Raw genomic sequence first — 18,782 nt, 5'->3', positions numbered from 1 at the left:
TTCTGACTGACTGTTGACCGCTACTTCTGGCAATGCACGCAGTAAAACGTGGAACGCTGCCCCTGCACGATTTGCCGGATCGGCGCGCCGCACACGCGGCATGGCTTGCCCGCGCGGTTGTACGTGAAATACGTCTGCTGGAAATAGCCGGACTGGCCGTTCACGCCGATGAAGTCGCGCAGGGTGCTGCCGCCCTGCACGATGGCTTCGGCCAGCACGTCGCGGATCGCCTGCGCCAGTTTCTCATAGCGGGCCAGGCCGATGCGCCGGGCCGGCGTCTTCGGATTGATCCCCGCGCGGAACAGGCTTTCGGAACAATAGATATTGCCAACGCCGACGACGATGTCGCCCGCCATCAGCACCTGCTTGATATTCGTGTTCTTGTTGCGCGTTTTCTCGAACAGCAGCTGGCCCGTGAAGCCGCCTTCCAACGGTTCCGTGCCCAGGCCGCGCAGCAGCGCGTGGCCGTCCAGCGGACCGTCGGCCTCGTCGTGCCACAGCACGGCGCCGAAGCGGCGCGGGTCCGTCATGCGCAGTACCTGGCTGCTGCCGTCCGCGTCTTCCACGACGAGGTCGAAATGGTCGTGCTTTTGCGCCTCCGTCCCTGTGGGCAGCACGCGCAAATGGCCGGACATGCCCAGGTGGATGATCAGGGTGCCATGGCGGAAGTGGATCAGCAGGTATTTGCCGCGCCGCCCCGTCAGGCCGATGGTTTGTCCCGACAGCTGTTCGCCCAGGGCAGGGGGGAAGGGCCAGCGCAGGCCGTCGCGGCGCAGCACGACGGCGCGCACGGCGCGCCCTTCGATATGGGGCGCGACACCGCGCCGTGTGACTTCGACTTCTGGCAATTCTGGCATAGGGCTCGAATGGTTGAAAACCGGGTAAAAAACAGGCGGCTTGCCGGCCGATGGCTGGTCCGGACACGCCACGCCGCCACGACGTATATATTTCGTTACATACGTGAAGTACGCGATAGCCGCGTTGGGCGTAGAATCAAACTTTGCCGTTTAGCCAGGATCAGCCTTTGAAAAACGCTTTCGCCATTGTAACCTTGTCCGCCCTGATGGCCACGCATGCCATGGCGCAGACGCCCGTCGCCCCTGCCGATGCCGCGGCCGGTCCTTCTGCGGCCGTGCCCGCCACGGCGCAGGAAGAGGGCGCCGAGTCCAAGGCGGACGCCAAGACGGACGCCAAGACGGACGCCAAGGCGGAGGGTTTGCCGAAGGTCGAATTGAGCAGCGACCTGCTGTACAAGCTGACCAAGGCGGAAATGGAATTCAAGAACGGCCAGTGGCAAGGGCCGTACGTGACGATGATGGTGGCGGCGCAGCAGACGCGCGACCCGCGCCTGGCGCGCCGCGCTTCCGAAATGGCGCTGGCCGCCAAGCAGGGCAGCGAAGCGCTGGCGGCCATCCGCCTGTGGCGCGACCTGGCGCCCGAATCGGACGAGGCAACGCAGTTCTTCCTCGGCTTCGTCGTCCTGACGGACAAGATCGAGGAAGCCGAACCGATCTTTGCCGAGCGCCTGGCCAATGCGCCGCCGGGCGCGCGCGGCGTGGCCCTGTTCCAGATGCAGCAAATCCTGTCGCGCTCGAACGACAAGCTGTATGCCTATTCGATGGTGACGCGCCTGGTGCAGCCTTACCTGGACATGTTCGAAGCGCACCTGGTGCTGGCGCAGGGCGCCCTGTCGATCGGCGAGCGCGAGCGCGCCATCGGCGAGGCGAACAAGGCGCTGGCGATCAAGCCGAACTCCGAGCTGGCCGTGCTGACCCTGGCGCAGGTGACGGGCGAACCCGAGGCGGCTGGCAAGGTGCTGGCCACGTTCCTGCAAAAGAACCCGGACGCCGTCGAAGTGCGCAGCGCGTATGCGCGCCTGCTGGTCGAGCAAAAGCAGCTGGAACCGGCGCGCGACCAATTCCTGCTGCTGCTGAAAACGCAGCCCGATAACGTGGGCGGCCTGTATGCGCTCGGCATCGTGGCGCTGCAGCTGGAAGACACCAAGGGCGCGGAGCAGTACTTCAAGCGTTTCCTGGCCGTGCTCGAAAAATCCCCCGGCGACACGCGCGACCCGTTCAAGGCCCTGATGATCCTGTCGCAGATCGCCGAAACGCGCGGCGACACGGCGGGCGCCATCGCCTGGCTGGACAAGGTCGACAACAGCGCATCGAGCGGCTATGTCGAGGCGCGCTTGCGCCGCGCCCAGCTGATCGCCCGCGGCGGCAATCTCGATGCGGCGCGCAAGGCGCTGACGGAAATCGAAACGGACGATCCGGCAAGCCAGGCGCAGGTGCTGCTGGTCGACGCGCAATTCCTGCGCGACGCCGGCTATGTGCAAAGCGCGTACACGGTGCTGGAAAACGCCTTGCTGCGCTTTCCCGACAATCCGGAACTGCTGTACGACTACGCCTTGCTGGCCGAGCGCCTGGACAAGATGGAGTTGATGGAAGCGAGCCTGCGCCGCGTGATGGCGCTGGCGCCCGACAACCAGCATGCGTATAACGCCCTCGGCTACTCGCTGGCCGAACGGGGCATCCGCCTGCAGGAAGCGTATGCGCTGATCGAGAAGGCGCTGCAGATGGCGCCGGGCGATCCGTTCATCATGGACAGCATGGGCTGGGTGCAGTTCCGCATGGGGAACCTGGCCGCGGCGGAAAGCGCGCTGCGCCGCGCGTATGCCGTGCGCAGCGATCCGGAAATCGCCGTCCACCTGGGCGAAGTGCTGTGGCAGAAGGGCGACAAGGATGAAGCGCAAAAACTGTGGCGCGAGGCGCAAGGCAAGGACCCGAAAAACGATGCGCTGAAAAGCACGCTGGCGCGCCTCAATGTCAGTCTGTGATTGAATCGATTAACCCAACTCTGAAAAACCAGCGCCCTGTCGCTGGTTTTTACGTATGCCCATGTCAAAAAATCTCCTCGCTCTGACGGCTCTGTGCCTGTCCCTCTCGGCCTGCTCGACCCTGACTTCGCCTTTCTCGTCCGGCACCGCGCCTTCGAGCGTGGCCGTGGCGCCCTACCGCGAACAGGTGGAGCTGACGGGCCGCCTGAACGTGGTGTACCAGAAGGACGACAAGCCCGAATCGGCCACCGTCAATTTCAACTGGCTGCAGACGGCCGCGCGCACGGACGTGACCCTGTATACGCCCGTCGGCAGCACCCTGGCGACGATCGCCGTCACGCCGCAGCAGGCCGTGCTGACGCAAAGCGGCAAGGCGCCGCGCAGCGCCCCCGACGTCGACACCCTGAGCGCGCAGATGCTGGGCTGGTCCTTGCCCGTGTCGGGCTTGCGCGACTGGCTGCAGGGCTATGCTATGGGCGCCGATGGCAAGCGTTTCGTGGCCTCGCCCGCCAACGACAGCGTGACAACGAAGGACGGCTGGCGCTTGCGCTATGTGTCGTGGCAAGATGCGCCTGACAATACACCGGGCGCCTTGCCCCAACCGCGGCGTATCGATGCCGAACGCAATGCCAGCGCGCAGGCCGATGCCGTGTCGCTGCGCATCGTGCTCGAACCCGCCCCTTCCGCATCTGCACCATGACTCTGACGACCTTGAACAACTGCCCGGCCCCCGCCAAGCTGAACTTATTTCTGCACGTCAACGGCCGCCGCGCCGATGGCTATCACCTGCTGCAGACGGTGTTCCAATTGCTCGACCATGGCGACACCCTGCACTTCGCCTTGCGCGACGACACGCTGATCCGCCGCGTGACGGCGCTGGCCGGCGTGCCGGAAGAGCAGGACCTGATCATCCGCGCCGCGCAGCTGCTGCAGGCGGAAGTGCTGCGCCGCACGGGCGCCTTGCCGCGCGGCGTCGATATCGCCATCGACAAGGTGCTGCCCATGGGCGGCGGCCTGGGGGGCGGCTCGTCCGACGCGGCCACGGCCCTGATGGCCTTGAACCGCCTGTGGCAGGCGGGCTTGAGCCGCGAGGAATTGATGGCGCTGGGCTTGCCGCTGGGCGCCGATATCCCGTTTTTCATCTTTGGCGAGAATGCGTTTGCCGAAGGCGTGGGCGAGGCCCTGCAGCCCGTCGCCACGCCCGATTGCTGGTATGTGGTGATCGAGCCGGGCGTGCAAGTTCCCACCGCTGCAATTTTTTGCGCGGAAGGCTTGACGAGAAATACCGAACCCGTCACAATAGCGGACTTTTCCAGGTACCTCGCAGAAGGAAACGATGCGGGTGGATTTGGTAAGAATGATTTACAGCAAGTGGCATGCAGTCTTTTCAAGCCGGTAGCAGATGCGGTAGAATGGCTGGGTGCTTACGGTGAGGCCAGGATGACTGGTTCCGGTGCTTGTGTGTTTAGTGCGTTTGGTAGTCAGGAAGAAGCGGATGCGGTGCTCAGCAATGTGCCACCAGTCTGGATCGCCTGGAAGGCAAAAGCGCTGAATCGCCACCCGATGCTCACGGTGTTGTAAAGAGCAAAAAAAGATTTTGCTTAGCGTCAAATAGTCGGTATAATACTGGCCAACATGACGGCAAGCAGTCAGTTGCGTAGGGGAATCGCCAAGCTGGTTAAGGCACTGGATTTTGATTCCAGCATGCGAAGGTTCGAATCCTTCTTCCCCTGCCACCCATTTCACCGTAGTCTGTCGATGCGAAGTTAGCGTCCAGTACGGGAAAAAGCAGATATGTCGCCACGCGGCATATTCTAAACAATGACTGACCGGGCCTATGCCCGGTTAGTGCTTTTCAAGACTTCTATATCACCTCTTGGGACTCCCATGGCTTACGAAAACCTGATGGTTTTTACCGGCAACGCGAATCCAGCGTTAGCAGAGGGGGTCGCAAAAAACCTCGGCATCCCTCTCGGTAAAGCAAACGTTTCGAAATTCTCTGACGGCGAAGTAATGGTCGAGATTAACGAAAACGTGCGCGGCAAGGATGTTTTTGTTTTGCAATCCACCTGTGCGCCAACCAACGACAGCTTGATGGAAATCATGCTGATGGTCGATGCCTTGAAACGCGCTTCCGCTGGCCGCATCACCGCCGCAATTCCTTACTTCGGCTACGCCCGCCAAGACCGCCGTCCACGCTCCGCGCGTGTGGCGATTTCGGCCAAGGTGGTGGCGAACATGCTGGAAGAAGCCGGTGTCGAGCGCGTCCTGATTATGGACTTGCACGCTGACCAGATTCAAGGTTTCTTCGATATCCCAGTCGACAATATCTACGCTTCGCCAATTTTGCTGGGCGACCTGCAAAAGAAAAACTACCAGGATCTGCTGGTGGTATCGCCGGACGTCGGCGGTGTGGTACGTGCGCGCGCCCTGGCAAAACGCCTGGGCTGCGACCTGGCCATCATCGACAAGCGCCGTCCAAAAGCGAACGTGTCCGAAGTGATGAACATCATCGGTGAAGTCGAAGGCCGCAACTGCGTGATCATGGATGACATGGTCGACACGGCAGGTACGCTGACCAAGGCTGCCGAAGTGCTCAAAGAGCGCGGCGCGAAAAAAGTCGTGGCGTATTGCACGCACGCGGTGCTGTCGGGCCCGGCGATCGACCGTATTTCGGCGTCGCCACTCGATGAGCTGGTCGTGACCGACACGATCCCCCTGTCCGAAGCGGCCCTGGCCTGCGGCAAGATTCGTCAATTGACGTGCGCGCCGCTGCTGGCCGAGACGTTCAAGCGCATCATCAAGGGCGATTCGGTTATTTCCCTCTTCATCGATTAATTCGACAAGAGCAGCAACAGACGTCACCTGCGGCGCGACCGGCTTTTTGCCTGTTGCGCCGTAGTATTTTAGTTTTCGGGGCGCGCATGCGCCCATTTTCGAAGATTCCTGGTCGCGGGAGTCTTCATAACACAAGGCGCAAGCCTTGTTCTTCTTGGAGTTTCACATGAAAGTTATCGCATTTAAACGCGAATTGCAAGGTTCCGGAGCGAGCCGCCGCCTGCGCATTTCCGGCCAAACCCCTGGTATCGTCTACGGTGGCGCTGAAGCCCCAGTGCTGATCTCGCTGGATCACAACGCCCTGTACCACGCGCTGAAAAAAGAAGTATTCCACTCGTCGATCCTGGACCTGGAAATCGACGGCGTTTCCCAGCAAGTTCTGTTGCGCGACTTCCAAGTCCACGCATACAAACAACTGGTTCTGCACGCTGACTTCCAACGCGTTGACGCTAAGCAAGCTATCCACGTGAAAGTTGCTCTGCACTTCACGAACGCTGACGTTTCCCCAGCAGTCAAACTGCATGGCGCGACCATCAGCCACGTTGCCAACGAAATCGAAGTATCGTGCCTGCCAGGCCAACTGCCAGAATTCATCAACGTTGACCTGTCGAACATCGACGTCGGTCACTCGCTGCACGTCGGCGACCTGGTCCTGCCAGCTGGCGTGACCGCTGTTACCCACGGCGCCAACCTGACCATCGCTACCGCTTCGGTACCGGCTGGCCACGTTGCTGCTGAAGCCGCTGCTGCTGAAGTTGCTGCTGACAAGAAGTAATTTTGCCGCCGCAGCAATGCGGTAGTCGCAAGGAAAAACCCGTCCGGTTCGCTCCGGACGGGTTTTTTTCTGCCTGTTTTCACCGATAATGCTTTCTTTTACATTGCAGACACAGCCATGCCCATACGCCTGATCGTCGGCCTCGGCAACCCGGGACCCGAATACGAACAAACCCGCCACAATGCCGGCTTCTGGCTGGTGGACAACCTCGCCAACAGCTTGCCCGGCACGCGCCTGCAGCGCGATTCGCGCTACAACGCCATGCTGGCGAAAACGTCGATTGGCGGCAAGGAAGTCTGGCTGCTCGAACCGCTGACCTTCATGAACCGCTCGGGCCAGTCCGTGGGCGCGCTGGCGCGCTTCTTCAAGATCGCCGCTGATGAAGTGCTGGTCGTGCACGACGAACTGGACTTGATGCCCGGCATCGCGCGCCTGAAGAAGGGCGGCTCGGCCGGCGGCCACAATGGCTTGAAGGACATCACGGCTGCGCTGGGCACGCAGGATTACTGGCGCTTGCGCCTGGGCATCGGCCATCCGCGCACCCTGAGCCTGCAGCAGCAAGTGGCCGATTTCGTGCTGCACCGCCCGCGCCGCGAAGACCAGGAACTGATCGAGCAAGCGATCGAGAAATCCTTGCAAGTCATGCCGCAGATCGTCGACGGCAAGTTCGAAGCGGCAACCATGAAGTTGCACACCGCCTGATTATTTCCCCGCCTTGCCGAAGCTGGCCATGATGGTTTTCGCCATCTGCTGCTGGCTCGCCTGGGCGCTGCTGCCTTCGCCCGCGTTGGCGGCGATCAGCAAGCCGTCGCCGCTGCCGGGCGCCAGCGCGATCAGCGCGTGCCAGTAGCCGTTCGAGCCCAGGTGCGTCAGCACGCGCTGCGGCGCCTGCGGCGGGAAGTGCATCACGCCCCAGCCCAGCGCCGCGTTCGTGTCACCCTGCGCCGTGTGCAGGAACACATAGCTTTCCCGTTGCAGCAGCTTGCCCTTGCCTTGTTCGCCCTGCAGCTGGTCGAGAGCAAACTTGGCCCAGTCGGCCATGCTCAGGTGAATCTCTCCATCGGGCGCCATCATCAGCGGGTTGCTGGCCAGCAGGCCGGCGATGGGCTTGCCTTGCTTGTGGCCAAGGTTCTGTCCGCGCACGGTAGGGCCGAACGCGGCGCGCATGCCCAGCGGGCCGAACACCTCCGCCTGCATCAGTTCCTCATAGGTCTTGCCCGTGACCCGCTCCGCGATGGCGGCGGCGATCATGGCGCCGCTGTTCGAGTAATGCGACTCGCCGCGCGGCGTGGCCACCGGCGCGTCGGCCAGCGCGCGCTGCGCGTATTCCAGGCGCAGCAGGGGCAGCGGGCGTGTATCCGTGTAGGTGGCATTGATCCACGCTTCATCGGGATTGGGCGGCAGGCCGGCGCGGTGCGCCAGCAGGTCCGCCAGGTTGACGCCGCGGTACTCGGCGCGCATGCCGGCGCTCAGCGCGGGCAGCATGCTTGACAGCGGCGCATCCCACGACAGCACGCCCCGTTCCACCAGGCGCGCGATCAGGGTCACCGTCATGGCCTTGCCGTCGGAGCCGATATTCCACACGTCGTCGGCGCGCACGGCGTCATGGCCATCGCTGGCCCGCACGCCCCCGTGCGCCTGCGCCTCGATCTTGCCATCGCGAATGACAAGGATCGCCATGGCCGGCACGCTCTTGTCGGCCAGCGCCTGCTGCAGCATGGCATGCAAGTCATGGGCGCGGGCGGCGCCGCTGAGCAAAAAGGCGGTGCTGCAAACGAGTGAGGCAAGCAGGGTTTTCATGGTGTCTCCAGTCGATAGGGTAGGCGAACATGTTAAAATGGTCGCAAAACATGATTTAATTATTGTTTTACGATAATTTATTCTATCGACACTTTGCGTGTTCGTATACTTTTAAATATGAAAAAAAATAATGCGGGACCAGCCGTACTGAGCCGGCGCGTGCGCCTAGGCGTGACGGGCTTCTTTGCCTTGTACCTGCTGCTGACAGTGCTGGGCTGGCTGGCGCCCGCACCGGCCGCGCACGGCACCATGGGGGGCGCCGGCATGTATGAACTGGTCTTGCAACTGCAGAGCCAGCCATTCGAGCGCCTGGCCGCCATGCCCTGGTGGCAGCGGGCGCTGGGCCTGGCGCTGGCCTTGCCGGCCCTGCTGGTGCTGGGCGATGCCGTGCGCCAGCTGGCCCGGGTCTTGCGCCAGTTCGAGCAGGGCGTGTACTTCACGCCCCAGGTGGCCGCGTGCTTTCGCCGTTTCGCGGGCGGCCTGCTGCTGGGGACGTTCTTGACCTTGCTGGAGCCGACCGTGCGGGGCATGCTGTTCGGCTTGCTGGAAGAGGGGGCAGGCCAGCTGCGCCTGGTGCTCGACATCACGGGCGGCGACCTGTGGACCTTGCTGTTGTGTTCCGTGTTCTTTGCGCTGGCGCAAATCCTGCACGAAGGCCAGCGCCTGGCCGATGAAAACAGCGGGTTCATCTGATGGGCATCGTCGTGCGCCTCGACCTGGTACTGGCCAGGAAAAAAGTGAAATCGAAGGAACTGGCGGCCTTCATCGGCATCACGGAGCAGAACCTGTCCCTGTTGAAATCGGGCAAGGTGCGCGGCGTGCGTTTCGATACCTTGTCGAAGATTTGCGAAATGCTCGAATGCCAGCCCGGCGACATCCTGGAATTCGACTCGTCGCAGCGGGACGACGGAGATGGCGACACTTAGCGCCGCCGGGGCGGTTTTTTTGAAGAGTAGGGTGCATAGAGGTACAATTGACCCTTACCAGATTTATTACAGCAAGATTATCCAGAAAACGCCGCTACAGGCCGTTTTTGCACCAGCCGCTTGCCGGCAAAATTGATTATTTAAAGGTTTTCCATGAGTCTCCAATGCGGTATCGTCGGCTTGCCGAACGTCGGCAAGTCCACCCTGTTCAATGCACTGACGAAAGCCGGCATTCCGGCTGAAAACTATCCGTTCTGCACCATCGAGCCGAACGTCGGCGTCGTCGAAGTGCCGGATCCGCGCATGGATGCGCTGGCCGCCATCGTCAAGCCGGAACGCATGGTCAACGCCATCGTGGAATTCGTCGACATCGCCGGCCTGGTAGCGGGCGCGTCGAAAGGCGAGGGCCTGGGCAACCAGTTCCTGTCGCACATCCGCGAAACGGACGCCATCGTCAACGTCGTGCGCTGCTTCGAAGATGACAACGTCATCCACGTGGCCGGCAAGATCAACCCGCTCGACGATATCGAAGTCATCCAGACCGAACTGGCGCTGGCCGACATGGGCACCGTGGAAAAAGCCATCCACCGCGAAAACAAGAAAGCCCGCTCCGGCGACAAGGACGCGGCCAAGCTGCTGGCCATCATGGAACGCATGATGCCTTACCTGAACGATGCCAAGCCGGTGCGCGCCATGGGCCTGGACGCCGACGAAATGGAACTGATCAAGCCTTTGTGCCTGATCACGGCCAAGCCGGCCATGTTCGTTGCCAACGTGTCGGACACGGGCTTCACGGACAATCCGCTGCTGGACCAGCTGACCGCCTATGCGAAATCGCAGAACGCGCCCATCGTCGCCATCTGCGCGGCGCTGGAAGCGGAAATCGCTGACCTGGACGACGCCGACAAGGGCGCCTTCCTGGCCGACATGGGCATGGAAGAGCCAGGCCTGGACCGCCTGATCCGCGCCGGCTACAAGCTGCTGGGCCTGCAAACCTACTTCACGGCAGGCGTGAAGGAAGTACGCGCCTGGACCATCCCCGTCGGCGCCACGGCACCACAGGCGGCCGGCGTGATCCACACCGACTTCGAACGGGGCTTCATCCGCGCGCAAACCATTGCCTATGACGACTTCATCGCCTACAAGGGCGAAGCGGGCGCCAAGGAAGCGGGCAAGATGCGCGCCGAGGGCAAGGAATACGTGGTCAAGGATGGCGACGTGCTGAACTTCCTGTTCAACGTCTAAGGAAAATATGTGCTGGCGAGCGCCAGCAACATGTTGTATCCATCCTTCGTGAAATGCCGCTCAATGCACCTGGGCGGCATTTTTTATTTGTCTATTTGAAAAGGCCTGCCATGCAGCCGGAGAAACCACCGCTCGTTTCCATCGTCATGGCCACGTACAACAGGAGCAATATCCTCGGCTATGCGATTCAGTCGGCACTCGCCAGCACCTTGCAGGACTGGGAACTGATTATCGTCGGCGACTGCTGTACCGATGATACGGCCCAGGTAGTCGCCGCGTTCGGCGATGCGCGCATCCGCTTTGTGAATCTGGAAACCAATTACGGCGAGCAGACGGGGCCCAACAATCTCGGTATCAGCCTTGCCCGCGGCACCTATCTGGCATTCCTGAACCACGACGACATGTGGCTGCCCGATCATCTGCAACGCAGCGTCGAGAGCCTCGAGCGTGGCGGAGCCGACCTGGTCTTTGACCTGGGCCTGGTGGTCTTGCCGGTGGGATATGACATCGTGGGGGCACTGGCGGACGGCGTGCAACCGTATCGTCCGTGGATGGAGGTGCCCGCGACCTTGTGGGTCATGCGGCGCGAGCTGGCATTGCAGATCGGTCCCTGGCAGCCGTCATGGGAGGTGCGCTGCTGGCCGTCGCAAGCGTGGCTGCACCGCGTGTATCGCGCGGGACGGCCCATGCTGGCCCATCCCCGCATCGGCGCCATCCTGATCCAGTCCGGCAGCCGCAGCAATGCCTATCTGGAGCGCCAGCACAGCGAGCATGCGTACTGGTGGGAGCACATGCAAGATCCGCTGAATATGTTGCAGGCTGTCGCCACGCTCTATGGCAAGGTGGGGCACGAGCGCCGGATTGCGCCGCTGCAGTCTGCCGTAACGACGTGGAAAGCGTTGTCGCGCCGCCTTTGCTATCTGCTGGGTATGTGGCCGCCACAACCCAGTTATTGGCTCAGATATTGGCGTAAAGGTACGTTTATTCGCGAGTTACGCCGCCGCCGGGGATTGAAGGAGTTGCCGCAGCGATAGATAATACGGTTGCAATACATAAGAGCATTTTTATAAAATTTCTAGGGGTAGATTTGGTAGCGGATAAAGATAACTGGCTGTTGGCTGGGGCGAAACAGGATGGCGTAAGCATTACCAAGGAGTGGAAGCCAACGACGCCTTCGATGATCGATGGCGTGATCTTCCAGGAGATCCGTCCCGTGCTGACGGCGTACGGTAGCTTGACTGAAATTTTCCGTAGTGAATGGGTGCCGGGGGCAGCGCAGATCGGCCAGATATTCGCGTCGACCCTGGAGCCGGGCGGACTGAGTGCCTGGCATGCGCATGCCATCACGACGGACCGCCTGTTTGTGGCGGCGGGCCAGATGCGCGTGGTGCTGTACGACGCGCGCGAAGATTCGCCGACCTTTGGCATGCTCAATGAATTCAAGCTGGGCACGAAGCGTCCCGGCCTGCTGGTCGTGCCGCCCCGCGTCTGGCATGGCGTGCAGAACTACTGCGGCGAGCCCGCCATCCTCGTCAATGCGGTGGACCATGCATATCGCTATGATGCGCCCGATCACTGGCGCGTGCCGGCCGATTCGGACACGGTGCCGTACCGTTTCTCCAACGACCGGCATGGCTGAGATGCCGGGCCTGGCTGAACGATGCGCCTGACCCGTCTCGCGGGTTTTTCAGCCGGCCCCATTCTGTCGCTGCTGTGCAGCCTCGCCACCGTGCCCGCCGTGGCCTGGCTGTTTCCGCCTGCCGACATCGGCAAGCTGGATTTCTTCATGACCGCATGCACGGTGGCAGGCCTGCTGCTGTCGCTGGGACTGGATAAGGCCTACCTGCACGAATACCACTACAGTACTGCCCGCAGCGGCTTGCTCAAGGCCTGCCTGCTGCCGTCCGTGCTGCTCGCGCCGGTGGCGCTGGCTGCGATACTGCTGTTTGCCGCGCCGGTATCGCAACTGTTATTTGATGTGACGCACGCTGCGCTGGCCATGCTGTTCGCGGCGGGCATGCTGAGTGCACTGGCCAATCGCATGATCGCGCAGCTATTTCGCATGCAGGAGCGCGCCTGGATATTCAGCATGGCGCAGGTGTTGCCGAAAATGACGCTGTTATTGCTGTTGCCGCTCCTGTGGTGGGATCCGCAGCGCAACTTCGTGCATCTGGCCAGCCTGGTCGTGGCCGCCACCTGGATGGTCACCTTGTGGCTGCTGTGGCACGCGCGCGTATCGTTGGCGCAAGCCTGGGCCGCCGCCCTGGACCGCGCGCTGCTGCGGCGCCTGCTGTCCCAGGCGGGGCCGCTCATGGCGAGCGGCATTTTCTACATGGCCATGCTGTCGGCCGGCATGGTCTTGCTGCGTTTCTTTGCCGGCTTCGATGAACTGGGTATTTATGCGCTGGCCACGCGCGTGGCTGCCGGCGCCTGGCTGGTCCAGTCGATCTTCACCATCGTTTGGGTGCCGCAGGTGCACAAATGGGCCGCCGCCGGTGGCGACCTGTCGAATATTGCGGCGATTTGCCGCCATGCGCAGGCGATCGTGGCAGTGGGTTTTTGCCTGGCGGGCGCTCTGGCCTGGCTGATCGGCTGGGTTTTGCCTGCCAACTACCATGGCGTCGCATACCTGGCGGTGGCCACCGTCGGGCAGCCGCTGTTATATGCACTGGCGGAAGTGACCGGTGTCGGCATCAATCTGGCCCGTCGTCCCGGCTTGGCCATCGCCGCTTTCGCGGCAGGCTTGCTGGTCACCTTGCTGGCGGGCGCCGTGCTGATGCCCCGCTGTGGCGCCACGGGGGCGGCCGTGTCGCAACTGCTGGGGTTTCTCGTGTATTTTTTCATCAAGACGGAACTGGGCGTGCGCGTCTGGCGTCCGCTGCCGCGCCGGTCGATTTATCTCACCGTTACCCTGTTGGCGCTGCTGGCTGCAGGCCATGCATTCCTTGCCCAGCGCCTGGGAGCGTTTGCTCCGCTCGCGTGGTGCGTGCTGCTGGCGGCGGCGCTGCATGCCAGCCGGCCTTCCCTGCAGGCCGGTTTCAGGCTGCTCAAGCCAGGCCGGCAGCGGTCCTGACAGCGCTGACGGCGCGATCCTGCACCGCGCGGGCCGCCGTGTTGCGCTTTGCCGGCGACTCCGCTTATAATGAGAATAATTCTCATTTAAAATCCGATGTGCCTGTGTTTGCCGGCCGTTGGCGACAGGAAGGGTATCGTGAGCACCGCCGAGTTAGCGCTTCAGCAGCAAGTCAGCAGTCTGTACACCGACCACCATGGCTGGCTGCGGGGCTTGTTGCGCCGCAAGCTGGGCAATGCCTTCGATGCGGCCGACCTGGCGCACGACGTGTATCTGCACCTGATGAAGACGGGGCGCGTGCCGCCCGCCGGGGAGTCGCGCCGCCACCTGACGCAGATCGCCAACGGCATGGTCATCGACCTGTACCGCCGCCGCCAGATCGAAGCCGCCTATCTGGAAGTGCTGGCCCTCGTGCCCGAGGCGCTGGCGCCGTCCGAAGAGGAGCGCGCGCTGGTGGTCGAGGCGCTGGCGGAGATCGACGCGGTGCTGCACAAGCTGCCCGCCAAGGCGCGCAAGGCATTACTGCTGTGCAAACTCGACGGCTTGAGCTACCGCGACATCGCCGCCGAATTGCAGGTGTCCGTCTCGTCCGTCGAAAAATACATCGCCGCCGGCCTGCTGGCCTGCTACCAGGCCTTGCATGCGCCCGACGCCTGAGCCATGGACGTGGTGATCGCGCCAGCCATCGTCCAGCAGGCGGCCCAGTGGATGGCGCGCCTGTGGTCCGACGACGCCAGCGACGAAGACCGGGCCGCCTGTGCCTGCTGGTGCGCCGCCCATCCCCATCACGCCATCGCCTGGCAGCGCCTGCAGGCGTTCGAAGGCAAGCTGCACAGCGTGCCGCGCGACGCCGCCCGGCATGCGCTGCGCGAACCGGCACCCGCCGCCTATCTGAACCGCCGCCGTGCCCTGAAGCTGCTGGCCGTGCTGCTGCCTGTGGGCGGCATGGCGTACATGCTGCGCGGCACGGATGCCTGGCAAGTGGCCACGGCCGGGCACAGCACGGCGACGGGGGAATTGCGCGAAATCATGCTGCCTGACGGCACGCGCGTGATGCTGGCCTCGGCGTCCGCCATCGACGTGCGCTTCGACGCCAGCGAGCGCTTGCTGATCCTGCGCACGGGCGAAATCCTCGTCACCACGGCGCACGATCCGGACCCGGCGCAGCGGCCTTTCCGCGTGCAAAGCCGCCACGGCGCGGTGCAGGCGCTGGGCACGCGTTTTACTGTGCGGCAAGACGAACACACGTCGCGCGTGGCCGTCTTCGAGGGCGCCGTGGAAGTGCGCCTCGCGCATGCACCGGGCCGGCCCATGCGCATCGGCACGGGCTACAGCGCCGTGTTTTCGGCCGACATCGTGCAGTCTGCCGCACCCGTGTCCGCCAGCGCGGCGGCCTGGACGAAGGGCGTGCTGGTGGCCGACAACCTGCGCCTCGATGACTTGCTCGCGGAACTGGCCCGCTACCGGCCGGGCCTGCTGCGCTGCGACCCGGCCGTGGCCAGCCTGAAAGTCAATGGCGTGTTTTCGCTACGCGATACGGACCGCGCGCTGCACAACCTGGCGCTGGCCCTGCCCATCGAAGTTGTCGCGCGCACGCGTTACTGGGTCACGGTGCAGGCCATGCCCCAGGCTGTTGTTTGAGATTTTCCGCTGGCCCGATTGAGGGTTTTGCCATCTCGTTCGGGATATAGGGTGAGAGCCACTCTTTTCTTCTGACACCATGCATGCCCTTTTTTCATGAGTACCCATGACGCGGCTCCGGCCGAACCCAAGCAGGCGGACCCGATCCGCCGCATATTGCAGCCCATCCGCGGGCGCCTGATCGTCGCTGCCCTGCTCACCGGCATCGGTTCCATGTTCACCCTGGTGCCGCTGGCCGGCATCGCGCAACTGGCAACCATGGCCCTGGGCCCCGCCGGAACCTTGGCGCAGGGCGACGTGTGGCGCATCGTCATCGCCAGCGCCGCCAGCCTGTTCCTGGGCATGGCCCTGATCTCGCTGGGTGAGCTGGCCGCGCACCTGGCCGACAACCGCATCACCCATCAATTGCGCCTGCAAGCGATGCGGCGCCTGGGGCAAGTGCCGCTGGGCTGGTTCACCAGCCGCGCCTCTGGCGAGGTCAAGCAGGCGATGCAGGACGACATCAATACCCTGCACAGCCTCACGGCCCACTTCTACACGACGACGGGGCGCGCCGTGGGCGCCATCGCCATTTCCGTTGTGTACCTGTTTGCCATGGACTGGCGCATGGCCCTGATCGCCATCCTGCCCTTTCCCGGCTTTTTCCTGTTCTTCGGCCGCGCCATGAAGGCCAGCGGAAGCAATATGGACCAATTCGTCACCGGCATGGGGCGCATCAACCATGCGGTGGTGGAATTCGTCAACGGCATTCCCGTGGTCAAGGCCTTCGGCGCCACGGGCCGCGCGCACGGCAGCTACCGCGCGGCCGTCGATGCGTTTGCCGACGCGTTTGCCGCGTTCACGCGGCCGCTGGTGGGCTCGATGGCCAATGCGAATGCGCTGATCGCACCCGTCGCCGTGCTGGGCGTGGTGGTGATCGCCGGCACCGTGTTCGTGGCCCTGGACATGATGGCGCCCGTCGATGTGTTGCCGTTCGCCCTGGTGGCGCCCGGCATCTCCGCACCGATGCTGCTGCTGCACTACCTGACGCATGACCTCAACAACGCCACCGGGGCCGCCCAGCGCGTGCTGGCGCTGCTCGACACGCCCGTGCTGGCGCAGCCGGCGCCCGGACAGCAGCAGTTGCCGAACGGCACCGAGATCCGCCTGGAAGGCGTCAGCTATGCCTACGATGGGCAAAACCAGGTGTTGTCGGATATTAACCTGACTTTGCGGCCCGGCACGGTGACGGCCGTCGTCGGCGCCTCCGGTTCCGGCAAATCGACCCTGGCGCGGCTGCTGCTGCGCTTTTTCGACCCGAGCGTCGGGCGCATCACCCTGGGCGGCGTCGACCTGCGGCAGATCGCCACGACCGAGCTGTACCGGCGCGTCGGCTTCGTGCTGCAGGAAGTGCGCCTGATCCATGCCAGCGTGCGCGAAAACATCGCGCTGGGCCGGCCTGGCGCCAGCAGCGGCAAGGTGGAAGCGGCGGCGCGCCTGGCGAACATCCACGAACGCATCCTGGCCTTGCCGCGTGGCTACGATTCCGTGATCGGCGAGGATGCGCAATTGTCCGGCGGCGAGCTGCAGCGCGTGAGTATCGCGCGCGCCGTGCTGCTCGACCCGTCCGTGCTGGTGCTCGATGAAGCGACGGCGGCGGCCGATGCGGAAAACGAGGTGGCGATCCAGGATGCGCTGTCGCGCTTTGCGCGTGGCCGCACCCTGCTGGTGATTGCGCACCGGCTCGACACCATCATGCACGCGGACCACATCGTCGTCGTCGAGAACGGCGCCATTCTTGAGCAGGGCAGCCATGCCGGATTGCTCGCAGACAAGGGCCGCTATGCGCAGCTGTGGGCGCTGGGCGGCTACCAGGATACCCAGGAAGACGCGGTGCTGCCATGCTGAAGACCTTCATTCAACTGCTGGGCGACGATGCGCCCGTATTCCGCCGCTACTGTGCCATGGCGCTCGCCTATGGCGTACTCAGCGGTTTGACGATGACGGCGTTGGTGCTGGCCCTGGGCCGCTTGCTGGCCGCCGATACGGGCGGCGCGGCCCTGTGGCTGCTGGCGCTGCTGGCCGGGCTGGTGGCTTGCTGGGCCTGGCGGCGCCAGGTGGAAAAGGCGGGCGTGCGCGTGGGCGTGACGATCCTGCAAGGGGCGCGCCAGCGCCTGGGCGACCATGTGGCGCGCCTGCCCGTCGGCTGGTTTACGCCGGATAACACGGCAAAGCTGGGCCATGTCATTACGCAGGGCATGATGAATGTGGCCCAGCTGCCCGCCCACGTGCTGACGCCCGTGATTTGCGGCGCCGTCACGCCCCTGGTGCTGCTGGCCGCGCTGTTTGCGCTGCACTGGCCGCTGGGCGTGATTGCCCTGCTGGCGCTGCCCATCCTGGCCGGCGCCTTGCGGCTGACGGCGCACCTGGGCCAGCGCGCCGATGACGCGTATCACCGGCATTTTGCCCAGACCAGCCAGCGCCTCGTGGAGTTTGCGCAAGCGCAATCGGTGTTGCGCGCATTTAGTGGAGAGGGGGGCGGCACGCGTTTCCTGCAGCAAGCGATCGACGAGCAGCGCCACGCCGGCACGCGGCTGATCTATCTGTCCGCGCTGTCGACGGTGCTCAACGCCTGGACCGTGCAAGCCATCTTTGCCGCCTTGCTGGCCGCCGCCGCGCTGTGGTTGAACGCCCTGCTGGGCGGCGCCGCCGGTACGGGCGACGCCATTGCCGTCATCGTGGCGCTGTTGCTGGTGGTACGCTTTGTCGACCCCTTGCAGGAAGTGGCCAGTTATGGCGAAGTGCTGCGCGGCGCGCGGGGGCCACTCGATGCGGCGCGCGATATTTTTGCCGTGCAGCCCTTGCCGGCAGCGGCCGTGCCGCAAGCGCCGCGCGATGGCGCCGTCGAATTGCGCGGCGTGGGATTCCGCTATGCACAGGATCAAGCCGACGTATTGATGGACATCAACCTGCACTGCGCGCCGGGCAGCATGACGGCGCTGATCGGCGCCTCCGGTTCCGGCAAGACGACCCTGGTGCGCCTGATCGCGCGTTTCTTTGACGCCAGCCAGGGCGCCGTGCTGGTGGGGGGCGTTGATGTGCGGCACATGTCGAGCGAGCAATTGGCAGGCCAGATCAGCCAGATCTTCCAGGACAGCTATCTGTTCCAGGGCAGCATCGCCGACAACATTCGCCTCGGCAAGCCGGACGCAAGCGATGCCGAAGTGCTGGAAGCGGCGCGCCAGGCGGGGGTGGCCGAGATCATCGCCCGCCTGCCGCAGGGCCTGGCCACGCCGGTGGGCGAGGGCGGCGCGCGCCTGTCCGGCGGCGAACGCCAGCGCATTGCCATCGCCCGCGCGCTGATCAAGGATGCGCCGATTTTGCTGGTCGACGAAGCCACGGCCGCGCTCGACGCGGAAAACCAGGCGGCCATTGCCGAGGCGCTGGCGCGGCTGCGCGGCAAGCGCACGGTGATCGTCATCGCCCACCAGCTGTCGACGGTGGCCATGGCCGACCAGATCGTCGTGCTCGATGGTGGCCAGGTCCGCGAGCAGGGCGCGCCGGCACAGCTGCGCGCACGCGATGGCCTGTATGCCCACTTCCTGGCCCAGCGCCAGGCGGCCAAGGGCTGGCGCATCGCTTCCGCGGCGCCGCAGCAATGAACGG

The 18,782-nt window shown here is 63.9% G+C and carries 18 protein-coding genes and 1 tRNA gene; 17 read left to right on the top strand and 2 right to left on the bottom strand.

The window, feature by feature from the left end:
* Positions 1-20: 20 nt before the first annotated feature.
* On the bottom strand, positions 21-857 hold the full coding sequence (mutM, locus tag VPH41_RS20805; RefSeq protein WP_152256829.1) for a bifunctional DNA-formamidopyrimidine glycosylase/DNA-(apurinic or apyrimidinic site) lyase: 837 nt from the start codon (positions 855-857) through the stop codon (positions 21-23).
* A 167-nt stretch (positions 858-1,024) separates the two neighbouring features.
* On the opposite strand from mutM, the gene VPH41_RS20800 reads away from it, so the two are divergent.
* The 7 genes from VPH41_RS20800 (at position 1,025) to pth (ending at position 7,154) form a co-directional block, all read left to right on the top strand.
* Positions 1,025-2,839: a tetratricopeptide repeat protein gene (locus VPH41_RS20800; RefSeq protein ID WP_328571380.1), complete on the top strand. Its 1,815-nt coding sequence runs from the start codon at positions 1,025-1,027 to the stop codon at positions 2,837-2,839.
* Positions 2,840-2,900: 61 nt separating this feature from the next.
* Positions 2,901-3,539, top strand: coding sequence for an outer membrane lipoprotein LolB (locus VPH41_RS20795; RefSeq protein WP_328571379.1), 639 nt, complete (start codon positions 2,901-2,903; stop codon positions 3,537-3,539).
* On the top strand, positions 3,536-4,420 hold the full coding sequence (gene ispE, locus VPH41_RS20790) for a 4-(cytidine 5'-diphospho)-2-C-methyl-D-erythritol kinase (RefSeq protein WP_287774545.1): 885 nt from the start codon (positions 3,536-3,538) through the stop codon (positions 4,418-4,420). Before VPH41_RS20795 ends, ispE begins: the two co-directional genes overlap by 4 nt.
* Positions 4,421-4,498: 78 nt before the next feature.
* Positions 4,499-4,575: transfer RNA gene (locus VPH41_RS20785), tRNA-Gln, on the top strand.
* A 151-nt stretch (positions 4,576-4,726) separates the two neighbouring features.
* The gene (locus tag VPH41_RS20780) at positions 4,727-5,677 is read left to right on the top strand and encodes a ribose-phosphate pyrophosphokinase (RefSeq protein WP_034753270.1); all 951 of its coding nucleotides are present in this window, start codon (positions 4,727-4,729) and stop codon (positions 5,675-5,677) included.
* 166 nt (positions 5,678-5,843) lie between these two features.
* On the top strand, positions 5,844-6,452 hold the full coding sequence (locus tag VPH41_RS20775) for a 50S ribosomal protein L25/general stress protein Ctc (RefSeq protein ID WP_152256825.1): 609 nt from the start codon (positions 5,844-5,846) through the stop codon (positions 6,450-6,452).
* Between the two features lie 117 nt (positions 6,453-6,569).
* A complete protein-coding gene (gene pth / locus VPH41_RS20770) occupies positions 6,570-7,154 on the top strand; it encodes an aminoacyl-tRNA hydrolase (RefSeq protein ID WP_152283385.1) in 585 nt (194 codons plus the stop codon).
* On the opposite strand, the gene VPH41_RS20765 is transcribed toward pth, so the two are convergent.
* Positions 7,155-8,252 carry a serine hydrolase domain-containing protein gene (locus tag VPH41_RS20765; RefSeq protein WP_328571378.1) on the bottom strand — a complete coding sequence of 366 codons (1,098 nt, stop codon included), beginning with the start codon at positions 8,250-8,252 and terminating at the stop codon, positions 7,155-7,157.
* A 117-nt stretch (positions 8,253-8,369) separates the two neighbouring features.
* Here VPH41_RS20765 and VPH41_RS20760 point away from each other — a divergent pair, with 117 nt between their 5' ends.
* From VPH41_RS20760 to VPH41_RS20715, 10 genes are all read left to right on the top strand, one after another.
* Positions 8,370-8,945, top strand: coding sequence for a DUF2975 domain-containing protein (locus VPH41_RS20760; protein ID WP_328571377.1), 576 nt, complete (start codon positions 8,370-8,372; stop codon positions 8,943-8,945).
* Positions 8,945-9,178: a helix-turn-helix domain-containing protein gene (locus VPH41_RS20755; RefSeq protein ID WP_152256821.1), complete on the top strand. Its 234-nt coding sequence runs from the start codon at positions 8,945-8,947 to the stop codon at positions 9,176-9,178. The genes VPH41_RS20760 and VPH41_RS20755 overlap by 1 nt, the downstream gene beginning before the upstream one ends.
* 153 nt (positions 9,179-9,331) lie before the next feature.
* A complete protein-coding gene (gene ychF, locus VPH41_RS20750; protein WP_152256820.1) occupies positions 9,332-10,423 on the top strand; it encodes a redox-regulated ATPase YchF in 1,092 nt (363 codons plus the stop codon).
* A gap of 110 nt (positions 10,424-10,533) precedes the next feature.
* On the top strand, positions 10,534-11,457 hold the full coding sequence (locus VPH41_RS20745) for a glycosyltransferase family 2 protein (protein ID WP_328571376.1): 924 nt from the start codon (positions 10,534-10,536) through the stop codon (positions 11,455-11,457).
* Between the two features lie 80 nt (positions 11,458-11,537).
* Entirely contained in the window at positions 11,538-12,062 is a 525-nt protein-coding gene (locus tag VPH41_RS20740) for a dTDP-4-dehydrorhamnose 3,5-epimerase family protein (RefSeq protein ID WP_328571375.1), read from the top strand.
* Between the two features lie 21 nt (positions 12,063-12,083).
* Entirely contained in the window at positions 12,084-13,496 is a 1,413-nt protein-coding gene (locus tag VPH41_RS20735; RefSeq protein WP_328571374.1) for a lipopolysaccharide biosynthesis protein, read from the top strand.
* Between the two features lie 138 nt (positions 13,497-13,634).
* A complete protein-coding gene (locus tag VPH41_RS20730; protein WP_328571373.1) occupies positions 13,635-14,153 on the top strand; it encodes a sigma-70 family RNA polymerase sigma factor in 519 nt (172 codons plus the stop codon).
* Positions 14,154-14,156: 3 nt separating this feature from the next.
* The gene (locus VPH41_RS20725) at positions 14,157-15,137 is read left to right on the top strand and encodes a FecR domain-containing protein (RefSeq protein ID WP_328571372.1); all 981 of its coding nucleotides are present in this window, start codon (positions 14,157-14,159) and stop codon (positions 15,135-15,137) included.
* 96 nt (positions 15,138-15,233) lie between these two features.
* Positions 15,234-17,024, top strand: a complete 1,791-nt coding sequence (locus tag VPH41_RS20720; protein ID WP_328571371.1) for an ABC transporter ATP-binding protein — start codon at positions 15,234-15,236, stop codon at positions 17,022-17,024.
* On the top strand, positions 17,018-18,778 hold the full coding sequence (locus VPH41_RS20715; RefSeq protein ID WP_328571370.1) for an ABC transporter ATP-binding protein: 1,761 nt from the start codon (positions 17,018-17,020) through the stop codon (positions 18,776-18,778). Before VPH41_RS20720 ends, VPH41_RS20715 begins: the two co-directional genes overlap by 7 nt.
* Positions 18,779-18,782: the final 4 nt, after the last annotated feature.

The sequence above is a fragment of the Janthinobacterium sp. P210006 genome, from assembly GCF_036231885.1.
Classification (GTDB): domain Bacteria; phylum Pseudomonadota; class Gammaproteobacteria; order Burkholderiales; family Burkholderiaceae_D; genus Janthinobacterium; species Janthinobacterium violaceinigrum.
The sequence above is the reverse complement of the archived record's forward strand: the minus strand, read 5'-3'. Positions and strand labels throughout refer to the sequence as shown.